At 67.8% G+C, this 25,030-nt stretch carries 19 protein-coding genes; 1 reads left to right on the top strand and 18 read right to left on the bottom strand.

Annotated features, from left to right (window positions below; all coding sequences use genetic code 11):
- Positions 1-126 precede the first annotated feature (126 nt).
- Entirely contained in the window at positions 127-1,008 is an 882-nt protein-coding gene (locus H7J86_RS15880) for an MBL fold metallo-hydrolase (protein WP_267292004.1), read from the top strand.
- 16 nt (positions 1,009-1,024) lie between these two features.
- Here the strand turns inward: H7J86_RS15880 and H7J86_RS15875 are convergent, their stop codons facing one another.
- From H7J86_RS15875 to H7J86_RS15790, 18 genes are all read right to left on the bottom strand, one after another.
- The gene (locus H7J86_RS15875; protein ID WP_267292002.1) at positions 1,025-1,921 is read right to left on the bottom strand and encodes an SDR family NAD(P)-dependent oxidoreductase; all 897 of its coding nucleotides are present in this window, start codon (positions 1,919-1,921) and stop codon (positions 1,025-1,027) included.
- Positions 1,918-2,523: a TetR/AcrR family transcriptional regulator gene (locus tag H7J86_RS15870; protein ID WP_267292000.1), complete on the bottom strand. Its 606-nt coding sequence runs from the start codon at positions 2,521-2,523 to the stop codon at positions 1,918-1,920. Before H7J86_RS15870 ends, H7J86_RS15875 begins: the two co-directional genes overlap by 4 nt.
- A gap of 56 nt (positions 2,524-2,579) precedes the next feature.
- On the bottom strand, positions 2,580-3,581 hold the full coding sequence (locus tag H7J86_RS15865; RefSeq protein ID WP_267291998.1) for a DUF4331 family protein: 1,002 nt from the start codon (positions 3,579-3,581) through the stop codon (positions 2,580-2,582).
- Between the two features lie 23 nt (positions 3,582-3,604).
- Complete coding sequence (locus H7J86_RS15860) at positions 3,605-4,030, bottom strand: RDD family protein (RefSeq protein ID WP_267291996.1); 426 nt, start codon at positions 4,028-4,030, stop codon at positions 3,605-3,607.
- The gene (locus H7J86_RS15855; protein ID WP_235633015.1) at positions 4,023-4,457 is read right to left on the bottom strand and encodes a hypothetical protein; all 435 of its coding nucleotides are present in this window, start codon (positions 4,455-4,457) and stop codon (positions 4,023-4,025) included. The genes H7J86_RS15860 and H7J86_RS15855 overlap by 8 nt, the downstream gene beginning before the upstream one ends.
- 11 nt (positions 4,458-4,468) lie before the next feature.
- Positions 4,469-5,866, bottom strand: a complete 1,398-nt coding sequence (locus H7J86_RS15850) for a serine/threonine-protein kinase (protein ID WP_267291994.1) — start codon at positions 5,864-5,866, stop codon at positions 4,469-4,471.
- A gap of 98 nt (positions 5,867-5,964) precedes the next feature.
- A complete protein-coding gene (locus H7J86_RS15845) occupies positions 5,965-7,380 on the bottom strand; it encodes a phytoene desaturase family protein (protein ID WP_267291992.1) in 1,416 nt (471 codons plus the stop codon).
- Positions 7,381-7,383: 3 nt separating this feature from the next.
- Positions 7,384-8,928 carry an acyl-CoA carboxylase subunit beta gene (locus tag H7J86_RS15840; protein WP_267291990.1) on the bottom strand — a complete coding sequence of 515 codons (1,545 nt, stop codon included), beginning with the start codon at positions 8,926-8,928 and terminating at the stop codon, positions 7,384-7,386.
- Between the two features lie 23 nt (positions 8,929-8,951).
- Positions 8,952-14,363 (bottom strand): polyketide synthase Pks13, encoded by a 5,412-nt coding sequence (pks13, locus tag H7J86_RS15835; protein ID WP_372517276.1) that lies wholly within the window; start codon positions 14,361-14,363, stop codon positions 8,952-8,954.
- 56 nt (positions 14,364-14,419) lie between these two features.
- On the bottom strand, positions 14,420-16,309 hold the full coding sequence (fadD32, locus tag H7J86_RS15830; protein WP_090361930.1) for a long-chain-fatty-acid--AMP ligase FadD32: 1,890 nt from the start codon (positions 16,307-16,309) through the stop codon (positions 14,420-14,422).
- Positions 16,310-16,511: 202 nt separating this feature from the next.
- A complete protein-coding gene (gene culp6, locus H7J86_RS15825; protein WP_090361933.1) occupies positions 16,512-17,522 on the bottom strand; it encodes a carboxylesterase Culp6 in 1,011 nt (336 codons plus the stop codon).
- A gap of 64 nt (positions 17,523-17,586) precedes the next feature.
- Positions 17,587-18,084, bottom strand: a complete 498-nt coding sequence (locus tag H7J86_RS15820) for a DUF732 domain-containing protein (protein WP_090361937.1) — start codon at positions 18,082-18,084, stop codon at positions 17,587-17,589.
- Between the two features lie 88 nt (positions 18,085-18,172).
- Complete coding sequence (locus tag H7J86_RS15815; RefSeq protein WP_267291988.1) at positions 18,173-19,210, bottom strand: alpha/beta hydrolase-fold protein; 1,038 nt, start codon at positions 19,208-19,210, stop codon at positions 18,173-18,175.
- A gap of 125 nt (positions 19,211-19,335) precedes the next feature.
- Entirely contained in the window at positions 19,336-20,340 is a 1,005-nt protein-coding gene (locus H7J86_RS15810) for an esterase family protein (protein WP_090361942.1), read from the bottom strand.
- Between the two features lie 132 nt (positions 20,341-20,472).
- Positions 20,473-21,456: an esterase family protein gene (locus H7J86_RS15805; protein ID WP_187097311.1), complete on the bottom strand. Its 984-nt coding sequence runs from the start codon at positions 21,454-21,456 to the stop codon at positions 20,473-20,475.
- A 150-nt stretch (positions 21,457-21,606) separates the two neighbouring features.
- On the bottom strand, positions 21,607-23,568 hold the full coding sequence (gene aftB / locus H7J86_RS15800) for a terminal beta-(1->2)-arabinofuranosyltransferase (RefSeq protein WP_235633023.1): 1,962 nt from the start codon (positions 23,566-23,568) through the stop codon (positions 21,607-21,609).
- Between the two features lie 16 nt (positions 23,569-23,584).
- Positions 23,585-24,502 (bottom strand): decaprenyl-phosphate phosphoribosyltransferase, encoded by a 918-nt coding sequence (locus H7J86_RS15795; RefSeq protein WP_090361946.1) that lies wholly within the window; start codon positions 24,500-24,502, stop codon positions 23,585-23,587.
- Complete coding sequence (locus tag H7J86_RS15790; RefSeq protein WP_090361949.1) at positions 24,499-25,029, bottom strand: phosphatase PAP2 family protein; 531 nt, start codon at positions 25,027-25,029, stop codon at positions 24,499-24,501. Before H7J86_RS15790 ends, H7J86_RS15795 begins: the two co-directional genes overlap by 4 nt.
- Position 25,030 lies beyond the last annotated feature (1 nt).

The raw sequence follows: 25,030 nt of genomic DNA, 5'->3' as shown, positions 1-25,030 counted from the left end.
TCGGGCCGAGAAGAGGTCGGCTTCGGTCAGGTGCTGCTGCAGGAGGGCTGAGCCCCTTCGAGCGGACGTCGGGCGTTCCTGCGCGCCTTCACCGCAACCTACCCGATATCACCGTACGGTCGGGGTATGGCCGACACAGTCCGCCTCGGTGCCGCCGTGCTCACCCGCGTGGTGGAGACGATGTTCGAACCGACGTCCGCGGTCTTCGCCCATACCCCGGCGCAAGCGTGGAGTGAGCACGCCGACCTGCTGGTACCCACGTTCTACCAACCGGACACGCAGCGTTGGCGCGTCACCGTGCAGTCCTGGGTGGTCGACGTCGACGGGCTGCGGATCCTGATCGACACCGGCGTCGGCAACGGTCGCCGGCGCGCCGTCGCGGTGCTCGACCACCTGGACACCGACTTCCCCGGCGCCCTCGCCCGCGCGGGTGTGCCACCCGAGAGTGTGGACGTGGTGATCAACACCCATCTGCACAGCGATCACGTCGGCTGGAACACCTGGCGCAGTGCCGACGCCTGGGTGCCGTTCTTTCCAAACGCCCGATATCTGTTGCCCGAGGCGGACTTCCGGCACTTCGAGCCGGGTGGCCCGGGCGCCGACGAGGCCGCGGCCATCGTGTTCGACGACAGTGTGGCCCCGGTATACGCGGCGGGTCAGGTCGAATTGTGCTCCGGCGAACATCAATTGAGCGAATCGGTGTGGTTGCGTCCGGCGCCCGGACATACGCCGGGCTCCTCGGTGCTCTGGCTGGACGCGGGTAAGCCGGCGGTGTTCGTCGGCGACCTCACCCACTGCCCCATCCAGATTCCGCGTCCCGCCGACCCGTGCGCCTTCGATGTCGACGGGCCGGCAGCGGTGGCCACGCGCAAACGTATCTTCACCGAGGCGGCCCGCTGGCGCGCCGTGGTGATCCCCGCGCACTACCCGGGCCACGGCGGTGCGACCATCGTCGCCCGTGGTGATGCCTTCATGGTCGATGACTGGCTGGCCCTCGACCCGATCTGAGTGACACCGTCCCGGACTACAGCGCAGCCAGCCGCTCGCTGGTGTCCCACAGATCGCGCGCCTTGGCGGTGTCATACGAATCCGCCGACGAAAGAATGGGTTTGGCGCCCTCGAAATACTCTCCGGTGACATGGGCGAACCTCGGATCGACGGCGAGTGCGGCCAGGTTTGCGCCCGACGTGGCGACGCTGTGGACGTTGGGCAGCACGCGCAACAGCGGGGACACCATGCGCCAGAGCACCTTCTGCGCCGGGCTGTAGTCGCGGGACAGTCCGGAGGCCGGCATCAGGCCCGGGTCGAATGCCGTCACCGTGATGCCGCGGTCACCGTGGCCGAGCCTGCGGTCGAGCTCATAGGCGAACAGCACGTTGCACAGCTTCGAGGTGGTGTATCTGCGCCTGCCGTCGATGGGAGCACCGGGTTGCGGGTGGGCCAGCTCCTCGGCCGAGGTGTACGCGGGGTGCGGCATCCCGGTCAGCTTCTCCGGATCGTGGGTGCCGCTGGCGACCAGCACGATCCGGGCGGGCGCGACGAGGTGCTCGAGCAGTCCGTCGACCAGCGCGAAATGTCCGAGATGGTTGACACCGAAAGTCATCTCGACGCCGTCGGCGGTCTGCTGCAAGCCGGACACGATCTGCAGACCGGCGTTGCACACGAGGGCATGCAACGGGGGCAGGCCCGCCTCGGCGAAGACGGCGGGGAAGGCGCGCACCGATTGCAGCGAGGCGAGGTCGCACGGCAGTACCGTGCATCGATCCGGTGTCCCGAGTTCGGCGACGGCCGCCGCACCGCGTTGTGGGTCGCGTACAGCGAGCACGACGTGCCAGCACTCATCGGCCGCGAGGATCGCCCGGGCGCACTCCAGCCCGAGGCCCGCGTTGGCTCCGGTGATGATGACGGATCTGGTGGTCATGTCTCCTCCAGGAGGATGGGAATGAGCGCCGCGACGGCTTGAAACATGCGGGTGTACATCCGGTCTACGTCGGTGGACTCCGGCTCGAGGTGATCGGCGAAGAACACCCCGTCGGACAGCGCGGTGGCAAAGCTCGCCAGTTCGGCGACCACCCGTTCGGTGCGCTCGTGCTCCACCCCGGCAGGAATCATCTGCCTGATCACGTCGCGGAAGCCGGCGATCGCGGTGTCGCGGACCCGGCGGACCGCGGCACCGACCGCGGGGTCCGCACTGCGCTCCAGCGAGAGGATGTAGGTCAATCTCAGGAATTCGGGATGTTCGGCGAGCAGCTTCGCCGCGGCCGCCCGGGTGGTCTCGACATCCCGGTTGCGTGGGATCTGCGCGAAGAACCGCTCGGCACCGCGCTCCATGACCGCGGCCAGCACGCCCTCTTTGGAACCGAAATGCCAGTAGATGGAGCTCGCCGGCAGGCCGCATTCCGCACGGAGATGACTGATCGAGGTGGCCGCATAGCCCTGCGTGGACATCAGTCGCTCCGCGGCGTCGAGAATCTGCCCGCGGGAGCTCTCACCCTGCTGCTGGCGCTTGGTCTGTGCGCGCATCACCGGAACCCCGTGTCTGTAAGGATCGTTACAGACACGGTAGCAGGTGTGCGGATCTAGTGCGGTGTGCCGAGGTAGGGGAACACCTCCAGGGTGTCGGTGTGCGGGCGCAGACCGCTCGGCGGGCAGTCGCCCTTGGTCAGCGAGGCCAGTCGGTAGTCGATGACATCGTCGGTGAACGTCCGACCGTTCGGGTACCTGGCGGGTTCGGCCGGGTCGAAGGTGAGCATGTCGGGCAGGATGCCCTCGGCGTCGATCGCTTCCACGGCCTCGTCGTGCGAGTAGCCGCCGGTGTGTCCGAGCAAGTGGACGAACTGTCCCAGCCAGCGGGCACGGTCGGCGATGGGCTCGCTGGCGTTGTACTCCTCCTTGGTCTCATCGGTGTTGAAGAAGCTGCTCACCGACGGGTGCCCGGCCCGGTCCACGTGCACCAGCTCACCGTCGCGGCGCACGCTGCAGCGACCCCAGATCCGGATGTCCGGGGCGGCGCCCAGCCTGGCGGTCGGCAGCTCCAGCACAAAAGCCATCACGTTGGCTTCGGTGTTGGAATCGACGCCGGTCCAGGGTGATTCGCTGCCGAGGTGCGGTGCGGTGAAATTACGGCCGCCGGTGATGTCGAACAGGTTCTTGATCCCGTCGAAATCGAAGAAGAACGCATCGCTGCGCGCCCCCGCGAAGAACATGTAGTCGCCCTCGCGAGCAATGACGGGTTCCTTACCGAAGGACACCGGGACGGATTCGAAGATCTTCTCCCCCACCGCTTCCGGTTCTTCGGCTTGGTCGCCGACGGCCAGGTACACATCGACGGTCTGGCGACCGTCGGCAGGTTCGGAGAACACATAGCTGAACGCGATGTCGTTACGCAGGTCACCGTCGTTGTCCACGGCGAGCCGGTAGATGGCGTCGGGGTGCAAGGCGTCGGCACTGGGGTTGGCGTTGAGGATCAGCACGGTGTTGGCGGGGTTGGCCGGTGACTGGAATGCGTACAGGTCGCACAGGTCAAGCCGCTGATCGCCCAGCGGCGGGCCTAGGGACAACCCGGTGAAATGATTGGACATACCGCCATCCAACCCCGTTTGCGCTACGGCCGGGCGTAAACGACCCGGCTGCCGAACACGATGTCCTGTAGGGATCTTCGGTGCCGGTCGACGGCCACCCACAACAGCCCGACGGGCAACAGCACACAGGCCACCGCCCGCAGCAGCGCCACTGCCGGCGACAGCCGGCGTCCGCGCCGGCCGATCACCCGTAACCCCATGGTCACCGATCCGACGGTGCAGCCCGATACCGCCCAGCATGCCGTCAGGTAGCAGACCGCGACACCGAACAGCACGGCGGTGGAGAAGACGGCGCTCATGGTCGGCGCGCGGAACGCGGTGGGGTGAAACATCAGCCGGGTCAGGATGAGACCGAGGTAGATCGCGGCCAGCACCATCGCGACGATGATCAGGTCGATCACCGCGGCCACGCCACGGCTCACCACACCGGCGGGGCGGACCTCAGTCACGGTCGCGCCCCAGCAGGCGGTCGACGAAACCCGATACCAGGTCGTCGGCCCGCTCGCCCTGGCTGCGCACATCGGTCATCACCTCTGCGGTGACGGATTCGGTGGACTGCCTGATGATGGCCTGCAGGTCGATACCGTCGACCACCTCGTTGGCCAGCCCGACCAGATCCACCCGCGTGCGCACCAGCTCGTTGAGGTCGAGTTGGTCGAGCACGCGTTCGACGATCTGCACCGCGATGCCGGCCACCGCCGCTTTGGCCGGTTCCAGGGCACGCTCACCGCGGGCGGCCAGTCCCGTGCGGGCCTGGTACAGCAGGCCGCCGAGGACGGGTAGCCGTTCGGCACCGCGATACACCGCGACGGCGCCGCCGACCGCGGTGGCCGCGATACCTGCCGCGATGTCGACCGTGGCGGATGGTCGCGGCACCTCAGGGGGCATCAGGCTCCGCCGTTGCCGCGCACGATGTCCTCCAGACAGCGCAGCCGGGTCTGATGCGTCTGATCCACGCAGACCCGTACCGGGCCCTCGGTTTCGGGGGCATAGGTCTGCTCGCCCTCGGCGGGAGTGGCGCTGGGCGCGGACGGCTCGGTGACCTGCTGGCTCAGCGACCAGATGGTGGAGCCGGAGTTCGGCAGCTGAGCGCAGTACGCGGGTGCTCCCGACTCCGCGACGCCGGCGGCGCCCAGGGTGGCACAGGTGGCCCCGATGACGACGACGGGTATGGCCGGCGCCTGAGCGGCTGCCGGCGACGAAAGCGCTGGTGGCGGCGGGGCGGCCGTCGCGGTGGAAGTCTTGGTCTGCGTGGGTGCCGGTGTGCCACCGGGCCGGCCGAAGGCGCCCATCGCGAACGCCACCGCCGCCGCGATCACGGCGACGAGCGCCACGGCCGCGGCGGGCACCACCAGCTTGGACCGGGACCTGGCCGGCGCGGGATGTGCTTTGGCGTGCCGCGGTCCGGAGGCTGTGACGGCGAGCATGGTGGCCTCGGATCCGACGGTGCCGATCCGGTGTTCGAGGGCGCGGGCGAAGTCCACGCACTTGCCGTACCGCTCGGCGGGATGCTTGGCCAGGGCACGCTCGAAAACCGGTCCCAGACCGGAGAGTTCCGGCCTGCGGTCCCCGATCGGTGGCGGGCTGGCGGTCAGGTGCTGGCTGATCACCACGGCCGGATTGGAATGCTGGAAGGGTGGGGACCCCGTGAGCAACTGGTAAGCGCTCGAAGCCAGCGCGTACTGGTCGGCGCGACCGTCGATCTCGGCACCGGTCAGCTGTTCGGGTGCCGCGTAGGCCACGGTGCCGACGGTCATGTTGGTGCCGGTGAGATTGCTGGTCTCACCGGTACGACGGGCGATGCCGAAGTCGGCCAACAGGACTCGTTCATCGGAGGTGTCCGGGTTGGCGATCAGGATGTTGGCCGGTTTGACGTCGCGGTGCAGCAGGCCCTTCTGGTGGGCGTAGTCGAGCGCTTCGGCGACGGCGGTGACGATGCGCACCACCTCATCGGCCGGCATTCCGCTCGGGTAGCGCTCGGCCAGCAGCGCGCCGGCGTCGGTGCCCTCGACATAGTCCATGGCGATCCACAACTGACCGTCGACATCGCCGCGGTCGTGCACCTCCACGATGTGCGGATGCCAGAGGGTGGCGGCGATATCCGCCTCACGCTCGAAACGCTGCCGATATTCGGAGTCGGCGCACACCGTGGCGCCGAGGACCTTGAGCGCGTCGCGGCGGGGCAGCCGCGGGTGTTGTGCCAGGTAGACCTCGCCCATACCGCCGGCGCCGAGAGACCGCACCACGGTGTACCCGGCGATCACCTGGCCTTCCTCGAGCGGCATGGGCGAAGTGTAATGGCCGATCAGAGATGGTGTGCCGCATCTCCATATGCGCGGCTACGCACCTGATCAGCGAGGGTGCGCCGGCAGCGCGAGGAGCATCACCGTCGCAGGTGGGCCAGCGCCTCGGCGGCCGCGTTGGCCCCGCACATGCCGTGCGCGCCGGGGCCGGGCGGCGTGGCCCCGGAGCAGAGGTACATGCCGGGCACCCCGAGCCGGTACGGGTGCAGGGTGGGCCGCGGTCCGAACACCAGCTGGCGGATGTCCTTGGCGCCGGTACAGATATCGCCGCCGACGAAATTGGGGTTGTGTACCGACATCTCGGTGGTGGAGCGGACCGCCATGCCGACCACCCGGTCGCGGAATCCGGGGGCGAACCGCTCGAACTGACCGATGATGGCCTCGGCGGCGTCTCCGGTGAACCCGTGCGGCACATGGGCGTAGGAGTACACCGGATGGATGTCCCCGACCGAGCGGCCGGGGTCGGCCAGATACTGCTGGCCGACGAGCACGAAAGGCCGCGCCGGCATGCGGCCGGCGTGGATGTCGCGTTCGGTGGCCGCGATCTCGCCGAGATCACCGCCCAGATGCACGGTGCCGGCCCGCCCGGCGTCGGGATTGCGCCACGGCGCCCCGCCCTGCACCGCGAAGTCGACCTTGAAAGCCCCTGGGCCATAACGGAATTTGCTCAAGGCCCGGCTTGCGCGCCGGGGCAGCCGGTCACCCAGGATATCGGCGACAGCGGTCGGCGCCAGGTCGAAGAGCACCACGTCGGCGGCGGGCAGCTGGGCCGCCGAGGTGACGCGCACCCCGGTTCGGACCTCGCCGCCGTGCTCGGACAGCGTGGCCGCGAGGGCATCGGTGATCGACTGCGAACCACCCTCGGCGACCGCCCAGCCGTGCCGGTGCCCGGCGGTGATGATGCCCAGCCCGATCGCCGATGTCATCGGGTAGTGCAGGGGACGGAAGGTGTGCGCGGCGACACCGCCGAACAGCGCTGCGGCCGCCGGCGTGCGGAACACCCGGGCCAGCGTCGCGGCGGGTAGCAGCGTCGGCGCACCGAAACGGGCCAGCGTCAGGGGATGTTTCGGGACATGCAGCAGCGGTCCCATGATGTCCTGCGACAGCCTGTCGAACCGGCCGACGGAACCGGCGAACAGCGCCCGCCAGCGCGCACCGTCGGGCCCCAACCCCGCGGCGGTGTCGTCGACGCTGCGGTACAGCAGCGCGGCGCCGCCACCGTCGAGTGGATGTGCACAGTCGACTTCGGGCCAGCGCCAACGTAATCCGTGTCGTGCCAGATTCAGATCGGCGAGAAAAGCCGAACCGACGGCCATCGGGTGGATGGCGGCGCAGTGGTCGTGCACCAGCCCGGGGACGATCGCTTCCCCGGAACGCACGCCGCCGCCGATCTCATCGGCGGCCTCCAGCACGGTGACCTCGACGCCGGCCCGGGCCAGCGTGATGGCGGCGGCGAGCCCGTTGGGGCCGCCACCCACCACCACCGCGGATGTCATCAGCTACAGCGGGGTCAGGCCGTGCTTGCGCTGCACCTTGTGGATGTTCTGCTTGTCCCGCAACAGATGCAGCGACTTGCGCAGCAGCAGCCGGGTCTCGTGCGGTTCGATGACACCGTCGATGTAGCCGCGCTCGGCGGCAATCCACGGCGTCGCCAGGTTGAGGTTGTAGCCCTCGATGAAGTCGGCACGGATCTTCTGCACCTCGGGTGCGGTCGGATCCGGGAAACGCTTCACCAGCAACTGCGCCGCACCTTCGGCGCCGATCACCGCGATGCGGGCGGTGGGCCAGGCGAAGTTGAGGTCCGCGGACAGCTGCTTGGAGCCCATCACGGCGTATCCGCCGCCGTAGGCCTTGCGCACGATGATGGTCACCTTGGGCACATCGGCTTCCACGATGGCGTTGAAGAACCGCCCACCGCGCTTGATGATGCCGCCCTTCTCCTCTTCCACACCCGGCATCGCACCCGGGGTGTCGACGACGAACACCAAGGGCAGGTTGAACGAGTCGCAGAACCGGATGAACCCGGCGGCCTTGTCGGAGGCCTCGTTACCCACCGCGCCGGACATGTGCATGGGCTGGTTGGCCACCACCCCGACCGGGCGGCCGTCCACCCGGGCGAACGCCGTGATCATGGACGGGCTGCGCTGGTCGGCGATCTCGAAGACGTCACCGTCGTCGAAGATCCGGAGCAGGACCTCGTGCATGTCGTAGGCCATGTTGTCCGAGTCCGGCACGATCGTGTCGAGCTCCAGATCACTCGGGGTGATCTCGGGCTCCAGGCCCGGGTTGACGATGGGCGCATCGTCGAAGTGGTTGGGGGGCAAGAAGCTCAGGTAGTCGCGGACGTATTGGTACGCCGCGGCCTCCGACTCGACCACCTTGTGGATGTTGCCGCGCTGCGCCTGCACATCGGCGCCGCCCAACTCGTCGAAGCTGACATCCTCACCGGTGACGTCCTTGATGACATCCGGACCGGTGATGAACATGTAGCCCTGATCGCGCACCGCCACAACGAGATCGGTCTGGATCGGCGAGTACACCGCGCCACCGGCGCACTTGCCGAAGATCAGCGAGATCTCCGGGACAAGCCCGCGCAGCATCTCATGGCGGCGCCCGAGTTCGGCGTACCAGGCCAGCGAGGTCGCGGTGTCCTGGATGCGGGCACCGGCCGAGTCGTTGATACCGATGATCGGGCAGCCGACCATGGCCACCCACTCCATCAGCTTGGCGACCTTGCGGCCGAACATCTCACCGACCGAGCCCTGGAACACCGTCTGATCGTGGCTGAACACGCCGACGGGGCGGCCGTCGATGGTGCCGTGCCCGGTGACCACACCGTCGCCGAAGTAGGCGTTGGGGTCCCCGGGGGTCTTGGCCAGCGCGCCGATCTCCAGGAAGCTGCCCGGATCGAGCAGCGCGTGGATGCGGGCGCGGGCACTCGGAATGCCCTTCTTGTCGCGGCGGGCCTTGGCCTTCTCATCACCGGGGTCGGCGGCCAGTGCCAGCTTCTCGCGGAGCTCGGCCAGCTTCTGCGCCGTGGTCACCGCTGGGACACTGGAGGTTTCGGTCACTTGTTCGCGCCCTTCTCTGCTGTGTTAGCCGTCGCTTCGCTCTCGATACGGTTGATGGCCTCGCTCATGTGCGCGCCGACCTTCGCGATATAGGGCTCGTCAATGGCCTGGATGTGCTCACCGCCGATCGGCACCACCTCCAGCTCGGACACGTACTCGCCCCAGCCTCCGTCGGGCTTCCGGGTGGCGTACGCGGGCTCGAACACGATGGCGTCATCGTGGTACCGGTCGGCCAGATAGAGCGCGACATGCCCGTCGTAGGGCTGGACCTCGATGGTGGCTAGGGCACGCTGATCCAGATACGAGGTGCGCTGGTGCTCGATGATCCCGCCGGGGATCTGCACACCGCTCTGGGACACGGCATCCAGTACGAACTTCACCTGGCCCTCGTCGTCGAGCTTCTCCAGCTCCTCATAAGGAATCTCCGGGATCTCGACGTTGAAGGTGCGCTGGGCGAACAGCGCGTAGCGGTCCCAACGGGCACGGTTGCCTTCCTTGGACTGATCGATCGGCTCACCGGGCAGGGCGAGGTCAATGAGGCCGACGAACCGCACATCCGCACCGGCCTGCTTGAGCCCGATCGCGCAGGCATAGGCCAGCGCGCCACCGAGCGACCAGCCCGCCAACACGAACGGACCCTGATGCACCCCAAGCAGTTTCGGCACGTACTCGGCGGCCCGCTCCTCGATGGAGCCTTCGACACGCTCGATGCCGTACACCGGGGTGTCCGCGGGCAGCCGTTTGATCAGCGGTTCGTACACCACCGTCGACCCACCGGCCGGGTGGAAGACGAACAGCGGAAGGGCGGTCGAACCCTCCTTCGGCGCCCGCAGGGTGCGGATGAATCCGTCGACCACACCCTCTTCGAGCTGGGCGCGCACGACGGTGGCCAGTTCCTCGATGTTCTTGGCGGAACGCACATCCTCGACGGTGATGTTGCCTTCGGCGCGCTCCGTCAGCCGTTTCGCCATCTTGTCGGCGGCCGCGTCATCGAGTTTCGGGAGGTCGTTGAAGATGCCGCCCGGCGACTTGCCGGTGACGATGGCCCAGGTGGCGAACGTGACGCGTTCGGCGGCGTCGCGCGGCGGCACATCGGCGCCAAGCGCCTCGGTGACGGCCTCCTGGGTCAGCACCTTCGCCGCGGCCGCGGCCGCGGTGGCCTTGCTGGGGCCGGCCGGATCACTCGGCGGTGCGGGGATGTTGGCCGTGGGTCCGGCCGGATCCGTGGGCGGCGGCGGGATTTCGAGCTCGGTGGGCGACGCGACCGGGGTCTGCCCGCTCTCCGCCAACGGGTGACCCGCCTCGGTCACATTCCCCGTCGCTGCGCTCGCCTCGGCCAACTTCGCCTCCAACTCCGCCACAGTCGTCGCCCCGCCCAGCAGTTCGGCCTGCGCGGCCGCGATCTCCTCGGCGGTCTGTCCCTTCTGGGATTCGGCGATCTCATCGACCTCGTCGCGGTGCTCGATCGCGTACTTGATGAGCTCCTCGACGTTGTAGAGGTTGGCATCGCGCACGGCGGTCAGCTGGATCGGCGGCAGGTCGAAGTCGTACTCGACGCGGTTCTTGATCCGCACGGCCATCAGCGAATCCAGGCCCAGCTCGATCAGCGGGACCTCCCACGGCAGGTCCTCGGGTTCGTAACCCATGGCCCCACCGACGATGCTGCCGAGGCGATCCGCCACCGTCTCACCGGTTTCCGGTGACCACTTGGCGAAATTCGCGGCCAGGCCGGCGCCGGCGGTCAGGTTGTCCTGCAGGATAGCCACATCGGCGACGTCCTCGGGCGCCGCCTCGGCCACCGGCTCAGCCGCAATCGCCACCGCGGCACCCGTGGCCACGGGCAGCACCGCGGCGCTACCGCTGCGGCTGACCACCGCGTCGTACACCAAGGTGAACGACTCGTCGATACGCGCGTGCACCTGCACGGTGCCCCCGCCGGGATGCCGGGTGAGCGTGGTGACCAGCCGGGCCCCGTCACCGGGGACCGCACGCTGTTCGAAGGCGGTCAGCACGGCGTCCGGAAGAACCTGGGTGGCAGCGGCTTTCACCAGAGCCGCGAGATCGGTGGCACCGCTGGGGGCGTACTCCCAGACATGCCGGCCGTCGGGAGTGGCGACATGAGTGCCCGGGAGGACCACCGAGCTGTCACCGGCGAACCGGGCGTTGAGCCAGTGCTCCTTGTACTTGAAGCGGGTGGGCGGGATGTTCGCGTGCTCACCGGGGCCGAAGAACACCCGCGGATCCAGATCGTGGCCGTACACGAAGAGATTGGCCATCGCCACCGTCATCGAGTCGACCTCATCCTGCTTACGGGCGAGCGTGCCGATGAGTTGCGCATCGTGCAGACCGGCGCTGGCAGTCGTCAGGCCGACCTGCATGAGCGCCACCGGGTTCGGCGCGAGCTCCAGGAAGGTGGTGTGCCCGTTGTCGACGGCGTTGCGGATCCCGTGGGTGAAATAGACGCTGTGCCGCAGGCCCTTCTTCCAGTACTCCACATCGTGGATCGGATCGGCCCCGGCCCGGATGAACTTGCCTTCGTGCACGGTGGAGAAGTACGCCGTCTGCAGTGGCAGCGCCTGGATGCCCTGGATCTCGGCGGAGAGCTCACCCAGCAGCGGGTCCATCTGCTGGGTGTGGCTGGCGCCCTTGGTCTGCAGCTTGCGGGCGAACTTACCCTCGGATTCGGCCCGGGCGATGATCGCGTCGATCTGCTCGGGCGGGCCGCCGATGACGGTCTGGGTGGGAGCGGCGTAGACGCAGACCTCCAGACCCGGGAAGTCGGAGAAGACGGTCTTGATCTCCTCGGCCGAATACTCGACCAGCGCCATCAGCCGGATGTAGTCACCGAACAGCATCGCCTCGCCCTCACCCATGAGATGCGCGCGCGAGCAGATGGTGCGGGTGGCGTCGGCCAGGGACAGACCACCGGAGAAATAGGCTGCGGCCGCTTCACCGAGCGACTGACCCACCACCGCAGCGGGTTTCGCACCGTGATGCTTCAGCAGTTCACCGAGCGCGATCTGGATGGCGAAGATCACCGTCTGGACCACTTCGATGGGGTATTCGCAGGTCTCGTTGGTGTAGTCGATCGCATCGTCGAGGATCAGCTCGACGACGGAGTAGCCGCGTTCGTCCTGGATGTGCGCGTCGACCTTGTTGATCCACTCGGCGAACACCTCGTCGCGCAGATACAGGCTCTTGCCCATCTTGCGGTGCTGCGCGCCGAAACCGGCCAGCACCCAGACGGGTCCGTTGGTGACGGGGCCGTCGGCGGCCAGCACCAGCGGGCTCTGCTTGCCCTCGGCGACGGCCCGCAGGCCCTTGACGGCCTCGTCGTGGTCATGGGCCAGCACCACGGCGCGCGAGCGGCCGTGGTTGCGCTTGGACAGCGAGCGGCCGATCGACTCCAGTGACGAGGCGCGGCCCTCTTCGCTGTCGATCCAGTCGGCGAGCTCCGCGGCAGCGGACTTCTTACGCGAGGTGAGGAATCCGGAGATCACCAGCGGCACAACGGGAGTGAACTCCAGCGCCTCGATCTCGGCACGACCGACCTCGATCAGCCGCTTGGCCTCATCGGTCAGACCGGGCAGCTCGTAGCCGCCCTCGTCATGCGAAGAGGAGCCCGGGAGACCATCCGCGCCGTCGCTGTCGACGAACTCGCCGTACTCGTCCATCCGGACCCCGCCGACGTACACGGCGTCGGCGTCATCCGACTTCTGTTCGCTGACTTCGGGTTCCGGCTCGGGTTCGACCAGATCAGCCGGCAGCACCTCACGCAGCACCAGGTGGGCGTTGGCGCCACCGAAACCGAAGCCCGACACACCCGCGATGGCGTGTCCGCTGTAACGCGGCCACTCCGAGACGGTGTCGTTGACCTTGAGGTGTTCCTTGTCGAAGTCGATGTACGGGTTAGGGCCCGCATAGTTGATCGACGGGGGCAGCTTGTCGTGCTGCAGCGACAACGCCACTTTGGCGAGGCTCGCCGCGCCCGCGGCCGATTCGAGGTGTCCCAGATTGGATTTCACCGCACCCAGCAGCGCCGGCTTGTCGGCGGCGCGGCCACGGCCGACGACCCGGCCCAGGGCGTCGGCCTCGATCGGGTCACCCAGGATGGTGCCGGTGCCATGCGCCTCGATGTAGTCGACGTCGCGGGGGTCGATACCCGCGTTCTTGTAGGCCTTACGCAGAACCGCTTCCTGCGCATCGGGATTGGGGGCCAGCATGCCGTTGGACCGGCCGTCGTGGTTGATCGCGGAGCCGGCGATGACGGCCAGGATCTGGTCACCGTCGCGGCGGGCGTCCGACAGCCGCTTGAGTGCCAGCATGCCGCCGCCTTCGGAACGGGCGTAACCGTTGGCGTCCGAAGAGAAGGACTTGCAGCGGCCGTCCGGGGCCAGCACCCCGCCGACCTCGTCGAAACCGATGGTGACGATCGGGGTCACCATGGCGTTCACCCCACCGACGATCGCCACGTCGATCTCGCCGCTGCGCAGGGCCTGCACACCCTGGTGGGCGGCGACCAGCGAGCTGGAGCACGCGGTGTCGATGGACTCCGACGGTCCGCGGAAGTCGAAGAAGTACGACACCCGGTTGGCGATGATGGAGCTGGCCGTGCCGGTGATGGCGTACGGGTGAGCGGTGGTGGGGTCGGCGACCGCCAGCAACATATAGTCGTTGTTCGAACTGCCCACATACACACCGACATCGGCGCCGCGCAGGCTGGAGGCCGGGATCCGGGCATGCTCAAGGGCCTGCCAGGTCAGCTCGAGTGCCATCCGCTGCTGCGGGTCGACGTTGTCGGCTTCCATCTTCGACAGTGCGAAGAACTCGGAGTCGAAACCCTTGATATCCGACAGATACCCGCCGCGGGTGTGGGCCCTGGCCACGCGCTCGGCGACCCGGGGCTCACCGAGGAACTCCGACCAACGGCCCTCGGGCAGATCCGAACTGGCGTCGCGGCCCTCGAGCAGCGCCGCCCACATCTCGTCGGGGGTGTTCATGTCCCCCGGGAAGCGGGTCGCCACACCGACGATCGCGATGTCCTCTACCTCGGCCGGGCGCGACCAGTCCTCGTCGCCGGTGTCCTCGGGTTCGGGCTCACCCTCGATGAGCACCTTCGCCAGCGACTCGACGGTCGGATTGCGGAAGACGACGGTGGCGGTCAGCGTGACACCGGTGAGGTCCTCGATATCGGAGGCCATCGCGACGGCATCGCGGGAGGACAGGCCGAGCTCGACCATCGGGGCCGACTCGTTGATCGTGTCGGGCGACTGGCCGGTGGCGTTGGCGATCCAGTTGCGCAGCCATTCGCGCATCTCGGCGACCGTCATGTCGACGGCCGGAGCCGCGCCGGCGGCGGCGACGGCGTTGGATTCTGAAGTCTGCGAGTTCTCGCCAGTGTCAGTCATTTTCATTCACTTTCGCCGCCGTGCGGCCTGGTTGAGGGGCCGGATGTGTGCGGGGTTCAGTCCGTTTCGTCCGGGAAGTCGTTCGCGGTCTTGCCGCTGCGCAGGCTGCCGTCGAGGTAACCGGCGCGGCATGCGCGACGGCCGATCTTGCCGCTGGAGGTACGCGGGATGGCACCTGCCGGTGTCAGCAGCACATCGCGCACCGTCACGCCGTGCCGGACGGCGATGGCGGCGCGGATATCGTCGACGACCGGTCCCAGGTCGAGCTTGTGCGAGCCCGGCGCGCGTTCGCCCACGATGACGAGCTGTTCGGAGGTGTCCTCCGGATCGAATTTCAGGCCGGCGTGGGTGTTTTCGAACACCTCGGCAGGCAATTGATTCGCCGGCACCGAGAAGGCCGCCACGAACCCGGTACGCAGCGCCTTGGTGGATTCCTGCGCCGAGTACTCCAGGTCCTGCGGGTAGTGGTTGCGGCCGTCGATGATGACCAGGTCCTTGACGCGGCCGGTGATGTAGAGGTCACCGTCGTAGAACGCGCCGAAGTCACCGGTGCGCACCCAGGTCGCGTCATCCGCCGCACCTTCGGCGTGCGAGGGGCTGGTCCGCGATTTGAGGGTGTTCTGGAAGATCTCACGGGTCTCCTCCGGCTTACCCCAGTAACCGGTGCCCATGTTCTGGCCGCTGATCCAGATCTCGCCGATCTGTCCGTCGGGCAGCTCCGTCGCGGATTCCGCATCCACGATGACGGCCCATTCGGAGATGCCGACCTTGCCTGCCGAGGCCTGCGCCACCGCCTTGGGCGAGTCCGCGTCCACCTCGACGATGCGACCGGTGTTCAGCGCATCGCGGTCGACGTTGATGATCTTCGGCTCTTCGGCGGCCGGGGTGGTGGACACGAACAGGGTGGCCTCGGCCAGGCCGTAGGACGGCTTGATGGCCTTGGGCGGGAAGCCGAAAGGCGCGAAGGCCTCGTTGAACCGGCGCACGGTGGCCGCCGAGATGGGCTCGCTGCCGTTGAGGACCGCCTTGACATGGGAGAGGTCGACGGGCGCGTCGCCCTCTTTCGGCACGCCGCGGGCGGCGGCGTGATCGAAGGCGAAGTTGGGGGCCACCGAGATGACACCGCCGGTGTCGTCGGGCTTGAAGCCCATCTCGCGGATCCAGCGCTCGGGCCGGCGCACGAAGGCCGCCGGCGTCATGAAGGTGAAGTAGTGGCCGATCATCGGGGCGATCAGCGCGGTGATCAGCCCCATGTCGTGGAAGAACGGCAGCCAGGACAGGCCGCGATCGCCTTCCTCGCCTTCCAGGGCCTCGACCACCTGCAGGACGTTGGTGGCCAGGTTCAGATGGGTGATCTGCACACCGGTGGGGATGCGCGTCGAACCCGAGGTGTACTGCAGGTAGGCGATGGTCTCTTCGGTGGCCACCACCTCTTCCCAGGTGACGGCGACGTCGTCGGGCACGGCATCCACCGCGATGACCCGGGGCCGCTGGTTCGCCGGCCGGCTGCGGAAGAACTTGCGCACGCCCTCGGCGGCGTCGGTGGTGGTCAGGATGGCCGACGGGCTGCAGTTGTCCAGGACGGCGTGCAGGCGTCCGACGTGCCCGGGCTCCGACGGATCGAACAGCGGCACCGCGATGCGTCCGGCGTAGAGCGCGCCGAAGAAGGCGACGAGGTAGTCCAGGTTCTGCGGGCAGAGGATCGCGACGCGGTCACCGGGCTGGGTGACCTGCTGCAACCGGGCCGCGACAGCCTTGTTGCGGGCGCTGAACTGGGCCCAGGTGAGGTCGCGGGCGACACCGTCGCGCTCGGTGGAGTAGTCCAGGAACCGGTAGGCGAGCTTGTCGCCGCGGACCTTGGCCCAGCGCTCGACGTGCGAGACGATACTGGCGCCATCAGGGAACTTGATCTGACCGTCCTTGATGAACGGGTTATGGAACGGCATCAAATTCTCCTGTCACTGCACACTCTTCGCACGGTCGTCGCGAGCCCCGGCGATCGTACCGGGACGCCCTGTTCCCACCCCTCGACGCCCGCCCGCCGCTCTTAGTTTTCTCTTAATGTTAGGGGACCGATTCTCGCAGGCCAAATCTGGTTACCGGCGAGTCGGGTTCCCGGGGGGCGAAGCCACGGGGAGAGCGAACAGATCAGCCGTGTTTGGGGTGTGGCGCGTTGTCCAGCAGGTTGCGGGCCCACTGCTCGGTCCACTGGGTGGCCGTCTGGCCGTCCAGGCTCCAGAACTGGGGGGTGTTGTAGAGCGCGTGCACCGGCCCCGCCGTGCTGCCCAGCAGGGTCTGCAGCGTCGCGGGCAGATTGCCGACGGAGAACGCCTGCTCGGGGGCGGCGCAGATCAGGTCGCCGTTCCCACAGATCTGGTACGTGCGGTCGTTGAGCGCTCCGAAACCCCCGTCGCGCGGGCCGGTCATCGACAGACCCAGCGCGGACAGCATCGGCAGTTCGTGCAGGGTGATCTCGGCACCCTGCCCCGGCGGATTCGCGGGCAGGCTCTGACCGACGTTGTCCTGGCGCCGGCCGTCGGCGATCAGCGTCACGCCCAGCACCAGGTCCTGGTCGACCGGGCCGCGGCCATTGCCGATATCGCTGGCGATATCGCCGCCAATGACCGCGCCCTGGGAGAATCCGATGATCACATAGCTGCTCAGCGGGCAGCGGTTGTTCATATCGGTCAGTGCCTGGACCGCCTTCTTGGTGCCCTCGGTGCGGGAGTCGTTGTAGGACATCTGACCGTCCGCGGCGAACGGGTTATGGAACTGTGCGGTGTAGGGGACCGTGTAGACCTGGATCCGGTCTGGGCCGAACTGCTGCAGCAGCGGGTTGGTGACATTGAGCAACAGCGCGGCCGGGAACTGCACCGGGTTGTTCGGGTCGAGCACCGGTGAGGATTCCCAGGTGCCGGGAATGGACAGCACGAACACATCCGGGCAGCTGGCGTCCTGGAACTCCGGGCGCGGTTTGCTCGGCGAGGGACCCGTGGTCGGGACCGCGGTGGGCGGCGCCGTCGGCGGCGTGGCCAGCGGCGGATGCTCCGGCTGACGCAGCCAGACCACGAGTGCGGCGACGATCACCGCCACCAGGACGGCAACCGCCCCGGCCGCGGCCACCGCGAGAATCCGGTGGCGTTTGCGGTTGTTCGCCATAGTTGATGAGCTCCTCGGTTCAGCTGGGTTGCCCGAGCGCTGCTGTCAGGTCCGCGGGAAGCGGTCAGCAGAGCTGTTCGGTCGCGATGCGAATGTAGTCGGCGGTGACAGAGTCGACCTCACCCGTCGGCGGGGCCGTCGAACTCACGTGCGCCTCACGGACATCCGCCCGGACCAGCGGCACGACGAAGTCCCACACCGCTTGATCGGTCTGCTTGGCCGCCCGTGCCTGACACACGTAGGACCCGATGGTGAGCGCGATGATCTCGTCGGAGGGGTGCACGCCGGCCGTGCCCAGCGCGTCCAGATAGGACTGCTGCTGAGGGGACATCGGCATGTGCTCGTGGTAGCCGCCGGCCGCGCTGGCGGCCGGCGGGGCGATGTCCGCCAGCCCGTCCGACGGTCCGGCGGACTGTGAAGACGGCAGTCCGATGGTCGTGATGACGTCGTCGCTGAACGAACATCCGCACACCGCCGCCGCGGTGGAGGCCAGCATCAGCGGGGTCAACACCAGCGCGGGTCGCTTTGCCAGACCCGCAGTCCACCGGTGGTTACGCTGCACGGTTCCACGGTACCGGCTGTCCAGCGCGTCCCCCCGGGCCGAGACGATGCCGTGATGTGATATTTCCCGCGGCTGCGCTCGCCCCGACTTAGCGGATGGCGGCCGAGAGGTCGCCGGACAGGGCCGCCAGTTGCGGGCCCCAGCTGCTCCAGTCGTGCTGGCCACCGGTCGGGAAGTCGAAGTGCCCGTTACGGCCGCCGAGGCTGCGATAGTGCGAGTAGAACGCACGGTTGCTGCCCTGGGCCTGATCGCAATAGCCGATCATCGCGGCCGGATCGCTGCAGGTCAGGGTCTGCGGGCTGAACACCCAGATCCGGGTGTTGTTATCCGCCAGCAGCTGCACGTGGGCATCCGGGTCGTGCCACTTCCACCGCCCGAACTGCGCCGGGCCCCACATGTCCTGGGTGTTGACCCCACCGAACTGCGCCATACCCGCGGTGATCGCACCGTTGAGGAAGGTGTTGCCGACCGTCAGGAAGCCCGACATCGAGCCGGCATAGCGGAACCGGTCCGGGTGGAACTCCGCCAGCGTCAGCGCCGCGGTGCCGCCCTGGGCCGCGCCCACGACACCGTGCCCGCTAGGGGCCAGGCCCTTGTTGGCGGCCAGCCAGTCCGGCAGCTCCTGAGACAGGAACGTCTCCCACTGCTTACTGCCGTCCTGCTCCCAGTTCGTGTACATGCTGAACGCACCACCGGCCGGGGCGGCCACCGAGATGCCCTTACCGGCCAGGGTGTTGAACGCGCCGGCATTGACCCAGTTGCTCACATCGGGTGCGGCGTTGAACGCGTCGAGGAGGTAGACCGCGTGCGGACCGCCGGCTTGAAAGGCCACCGGGATGTCGCGGCCCATGGCGGCCGACGGCACCTGGAGGTACTCGATCCCGGCCGCCTGGGCCGGGGCCCCTGCCGTCGACCACAGCCCCAGCGCCAGCAACGCCGCACATGTCACCTGCACCGTCTTGCGGATCGCCGACTGCAGGGTGGATTTCCCGTCGCTTCGCTCGCCCCGGATGAGTTTCCCGTCGCTTCGCTCGCCCCGGATGAGTTTCCCGTCGCTTCGCTCGCCCCGGATGAGTTTCCCGTCGCTTCGCTTGCCCAGCCGCATATCCCACCTCATCGAAGTCACCGATTCTCCCCACCGCCGCGTTGTAGTGAACCACATCACCGCAGTCCACTGCTTTGAAAACGACTGACGGCGGTGCCCCCGAGGGGTCACCGCCGTCAGTCTTCAGGTTGTTGCTGCGCCGCGGGTCAGGCGGTCGGCACCGCGCCCAGCACGCGCTGCATGTCCGGCTTCATGGCCTGCAGCTGCTGGCCCCAGTACGGCCAGTCGTGCACACCGTTCTCCGGGAAGTTGAACACGGCGTTGGTGCCACCGTTGGCGATGTAGGTGTCCCGGAAGGTCTTGTTGGTGCGGATGGTCAGGCCTTCGAGGAACTTCGCGTTGAACAGGTTGCCCGCGCTGGCGCCGCCGCTGAGTTCGGACGGGGTGCCGTTACCGCAGTAGACCCAGAGCCGGGTGTTGTTGGCGATCAGCTGGTTGATGTTCACGAACGGGTCGTTGCGCTTCCATGCGTTCCCGGCGTCGCCGGTCTTGCCCCACATGTCGTCGGCCTTGTAGCCACCGGCGTCACCCATCGAGATGTTCACCAGGAACGGCCACCAGCCCTCGGACAGGTTCAGGAAGCCCGACATCGAGCCGGCGTAGATGAACTGCTGCGGGTGGTAGATCGCCAGCGTCATGGCCGCCGAACCTGCCATCGACAGACCGACGGCGGCGCCACCGGTCGGCTTCACCTGACGGTTGGTCTGCAGCCACGCGGGCAGCTCCGAGGTCAGGAAGGTCTCCCACTTGTAGGTGGTGCAACCGGACTTGCCGCAGGCCGGCTTGTACCAGTCGGAGTAGAAGCTGGACTGGCCACCGACCGGCATCACCATCGAGATGCCCGAGCCGTTGTACCACTCGAAGGCGGCGGTGTTGATGTCCCAGCCGTTGAAGTCATCCTGCGCGCGCAGGCCGTCGAGCATGTAGACGGCCGGGGAGTTGGCGCCACCGCTCTGGAACTGGATACGGATGTCGCGGCCCATACCGGCCGACGGGACATCCAGGTACTCGACCGGCAGACCCGGCCGCGAGAAGGCACCAGCAGTCGCCGAGCCTCCGACGACGCCGACCAAACCGGGCAGTACCGCGGCAGCAGCTGCCGCGACCACCACTCGGCGCGTGGCGCCGCGAATCTTCCCAACGAAACTCATCACTGCTTACCTATCCATTCTGTCGTGTGCCGCACCCGGTCGGTGTGCGCCGGTCCGGGCCGCATTGCCCATGTAGTCAACCACAAGTCTGGGTGTCTCTCTCTTCCTCGAAAGTCCTGTCCGGTCGCCCCATCAGCCGTTCAGGGTCGCGATCAGATCGGGTTTGAGAGCCTGTAATTGGGCGCCCCAGTAGGCCCACGAATGGTTCCCGGACGGCGGGAACTGGAAGGTCGCATTGCGGCCGCCGGCAGCGGTGTAGCGGTCCTGGAACCGCTTGTTGCTGCCGATCGCCAGACCTTCCAGGCTGTCGGCGTTGAGCTTCTGCCCGGGGTCGGCGTTCTCGTCGAGCGGGGTCGACCCGCCCGGGGCGCAGTAGATCCACAGCCGCGTGCCGTTGGCCACGAGCCTGCCGACCTGCTCGACCGGATCGTTGCGCTTCCATGCGGGATCCCAGGGCGGGCCCCACATGTTGTCGACGTTGTACCCACCGGCGTCGAGCATGGCGACCCGGATGGCCTGCTTCATGAAAACCGTCGACGGGTTGAGGAACCCGGACAGCGAAGCGGCATAGCTGAACTGCTGCGGATGGTAGGCGGCCAGGATCAGTGCGGCCCCGCCCGCCATCGACAGTCCGACCACGCCGTTGCGGGAGGTGGAGACCTGCTTGTTGGCCGCCAGGAACTGCGGCAGCTCCTGAGTCAGGAAGGTCTCCCACTTGTAGGTGTAGCCCTGGCTGTTGAAAGTCGACGGCGAGTACCAGTCGCTGTAGAAGCTGGATTGCCCGCCGACCGGCATCACGACCGAGACGCCGGAGCCGTAGAACCATTCGAACGCGGCGGTGTTGATATCCCAGCCGTTGTAATCGTCCTGGGCACGCAGGCCGTCGAGGAGGTAGACGGCACGGCTGCCCGGGGCGCCCGTGCCCTGGAACTCGACTCGGATGTTCCGGTTCATCGCCGTGGAGAACACGTCCAGGTACTCGACCGGCAGACCCTCACGGGAGAACGCCTGGGCAGCGGGCAACGGCAGCGCCAGCGCGGCCATCACAGTGACAACCATCACAGCAGCCGCGCGCAGCGGTGCTGTGATCAGCCTCACACAAGTGGTCCTACGCATGCGTCGTTCATCCATTCCGCTTCACAGGCAATGCGATGCTTCGCATTTCAAGGTCCGGATCTCGGTGCGGGGGCGCCAGCACAGGCCGGATGCCACCACGCTTCGTCTATCGCCACAACATAGCCGGGGCGTTACGCGACCCGCAAAACCCTAAGGCCCCGTCGCAGGCATTCCGGTGTACGGCGGCGCCTTGGGCGGCGGGGCCACCAGACCGCATCGGTACAGCTCATAGAGCGGAACGCGGTCGATCCGATAGCTGCCGAACTGCAGCGCATGAGTGAGGTTGGACAAGAACAACCGCGGCGTCAGATTTCCGCGCACGGAGTTCAGGATCACGTGGGTCTCCGGACACGTCAGCGCAACCTCGGCCTGGGCGATCCAATCCTCGTCCAGATAGGCCGGGATGTAGGGGCGCTCCTTGAGGAACGGGCCTTCCGCGACCGCCCAGTCCGGGAACAGGTTCTTGTCGTGGCCGATGCGCGCGTCCTCGAGGCGGGCGGTGTGTGCGGCCAAGGTGTTGACCAGGCCGATCTGGTCGATCACCCGGACATCGAGGCCGACGTTCATTCCCAGCATGCCCATATTGGTGAAAAAGACTGTGTGCGGGCCTGTTTCACCATTTCGGTACGGTTTGTCCGCCGGCGGCGGGATGGCGGGCACCACATCCCACCGGTCGTAGTCGCCGGACGGCAGCAACAGGGCGCCGTCGGGGGTGTTGTTGATCGCGGTCAGCACCGCGCGCATCCGTGGATAGTCCAGGTAGTCGGCCGCGGTCAGGGGGTGCGCGTGGCCGGTGGCCTGCGCATAGAACCGCCGCTCGTCGACGATGCCGGAGTAGGTGACCCTGGTGGCGTCGGCGCCCATCCCGGGCGAATTCGCCGCCCACAGTGACCATCCCGCAATCGACAGCCACAGCACGCTGGTCGCGCCGGCCAGCAGGTAGCCGGTCTGCCGGCTGACCCGGGCCTCATCGGGAACCCGGACCGGGATCACCGAGATCGGGGCGAGCACACAGAACAGTGCCGTCAGAAGCACCCGCCCGTGCATGAAATCGCCGCCCTGGCGTATCCAGTACACGGCCTGCAGCAGACCGCTCACCACGATGAACACGACCACCGCGGCCGGACTCTGCACGATGCGCGCCAGCCGGCCCGGTCCGGCGGCCGACGGCAGGGACTCGAACGGCTGGATCTTCCAGGGGTGCGACCTACCGCGCAGCAGCACGACGGCCAGCAGTATCGCCAGGACCAGAGGCACCCAGAGCAGGTAGGGACTGTTGAAATTGGCCAGATACTGAAAACCCTGCGCCCACTTCGAGCCCGTCGCGTCCTTGGCGATGGCGGTCTGCGGAACCGCAAGAGCGTAGTAGCCCATGCGAAAGATCTGATAGCCCACCGGAAGTGCGCCACCGGCCGCGACGATCAGAATCCTGCGCCGCCAGCCGCGTTCGGCCACCAGCAACATCACCAGCGCGGCGCCGCCGAGCAGTGCGAGTTCCGGGCGCACCAGCACGGACAGTCCCGCGACGAAGGCCAGTGCGCCGAGGAACACCGCGCCCTGGCGCCGCGGCGCGGGCAGTCGCGCCGCCTGCGACCAGCACACCATCAACCACCACAGCAGGCCGATATAGGCCAGTACCAAACCGTTTTCCAGGCCTGAGGTGGCGAAGTCGCGGGCCGGCGGTATCGCGATGTAGATGAGCGCACCGGCCGGCAACAACACGGCGTGACGGCCCACCAGGCCGGGTGCGTACAGCCGGCCGGTGCCCAGCATCAGCATCACCACCCCGGCGACCGAGAACACCAGGGCCAGCGTCAGCGCCACGTACTCCAGCCGCACCGGGCCACTGATCCAGCTGACGCCGTAGATCAGGTACGTCCACAGGGTGGAGGTGTTGGACTCCACCCGTTCCCCGGCATTGAAGACCGGCCCGTTGCCCGCCAACAGGTTCCGCACGGTACGCAACACGATCAGGCCGTCGTCGGCGATCCAGCGTCGTTGCCACGCACCCCAGCCGAAGAGCGCGGCGACCACCGCCACCGACAGCCACAGGCTGATCCGCACCGACACGCTGTACCGGAAAGACGGCCAGCCCGACAGGCTGGCCGCGATGGCTCGGCCGACGCGGTCAGCCGAAGTACGCAGCGGCACCGACGGTTCCGATCAACGCCAACGCGAGCAGTTGCAGCACGCGGTCGCCCAGCGCGATCTCCTCGGGTTCGCCGGCCTCGCCACCGTCGATATCGACGGCGTAGCGCAGGATCGCGATGGTGAACGGGATGATCGACACGGCCCACCACGACGCCGAACCGCCGTCGCGTTCGAAGGCGAACAGGGCGTAGCACAACACCACGGCGGTGGCCGCCAGCGTCCAGACGAAACGGAGGTAGGAGCTGGTGTAGCTCTCCAGCGATTTGCGGATCTTGGCTCCGGTGCGTTCGGCCAGCGCCAGCTCGGCGTACCGCTTACCCGCGGCCATGAACAACGACCCGAAGGCGAACACCAGCAGGAACCACTGGGACAGCTGGATCGACGCGGCCGCACCACCGGCGATGGCACGGATCAGAAAGCCCGAGGAGACGATGCAGATGTCCAGCACCGCTTGATGTTTGAGGCCGAAACAGTAGGCCAGCTGAATCGCGATGTAGACCGCCATCACGATGGTCAGGTTCGTGTTGACCAACCACGAGATGCCCAGCGAGGCGACGCCCAGCACGACGGCCAGCGAGTAGGCCAGCGAAACCGGCACCACCCCGGCCGCGATCGGGCGGAAGCGCTTGGTGGGATGCGCGCGGTCGGCTTCGACATCGCGGGCGTCGTTGACCAGGTAGATGCTCGACGCCGCCAGACAGAACGCCACGAACGCGACACCGACGTGGGCGAGCACCTCGGGGTAGTTCAGGTTGGCGTCGACGCCGAAGGCGGCCAGCGGTGCGGCGAGCACCAACAGGTTCTTCACCCATTGCCGCGGACGGATCGCCTTGATCACCCCGGCAAAGAGGTTCTTCGGCGGGCCCAGGGTCGATGCCGGCGCTTCTTCACTCACTGCACGACTCCTTCGCCCCAGTTGTCTGAGATCGCCCCCACCGTCTTCGCGGTCACCACACCGACCACCGCTCCGGTGAGAACGTCCGTCGGGTAGTGCACCCCGAGAACCAAGCGCGACAACGCCATCGGCGGGATCAGCAGCCAGGGCAGCCGCGAACCGGTCGCCCGGCCGATCAGGATGGCGGCCGCGGTGGTCGAGGTGGCATGAGCCGACGGGAAGCTGAGCCTGCTCGGCGTGGCGACGTTCACCGCGATCGCGGGGTGATGCGGACGTTCGCGCTTCACCACCCGCTTGATCACCACCGCGGCCGCATGGGCGGCGAAGGCGCCGAGGCCCACGGTCAGCCAGGCCCGCCTGCGTTGCGGTTGCAGTACCGCACCCAGCGCGGCGATGCCCACCCAGCCCGCGCTGTGCTCACCGAAATGCGAAAGGGCGCGCGCGGTGCCGGGCACCCCCGGCCGCCCGGCCAGTGCGGCCTGGACCACCACCAGCGCGGTCTCCTCGCGCGTCAGATCGCCTGCCACA

It is taken from the genome of Mycobacterium hackensackense (assembly GCF_025822555.1).
In the GTDB taxonomy this organism is placed as follows: Bacteria; Actinomycetota; Actinomycetes; order Mycobacteriales; family Mycobacteriaceae; genus Mycobacterium; species Mycobacterium fluoranthenivorans.
The sequence above is the reverse complement of the archived record's forward strand: the minus strand, read 5'-3'. Positions and strand labels throughout refer to the sequence as shown.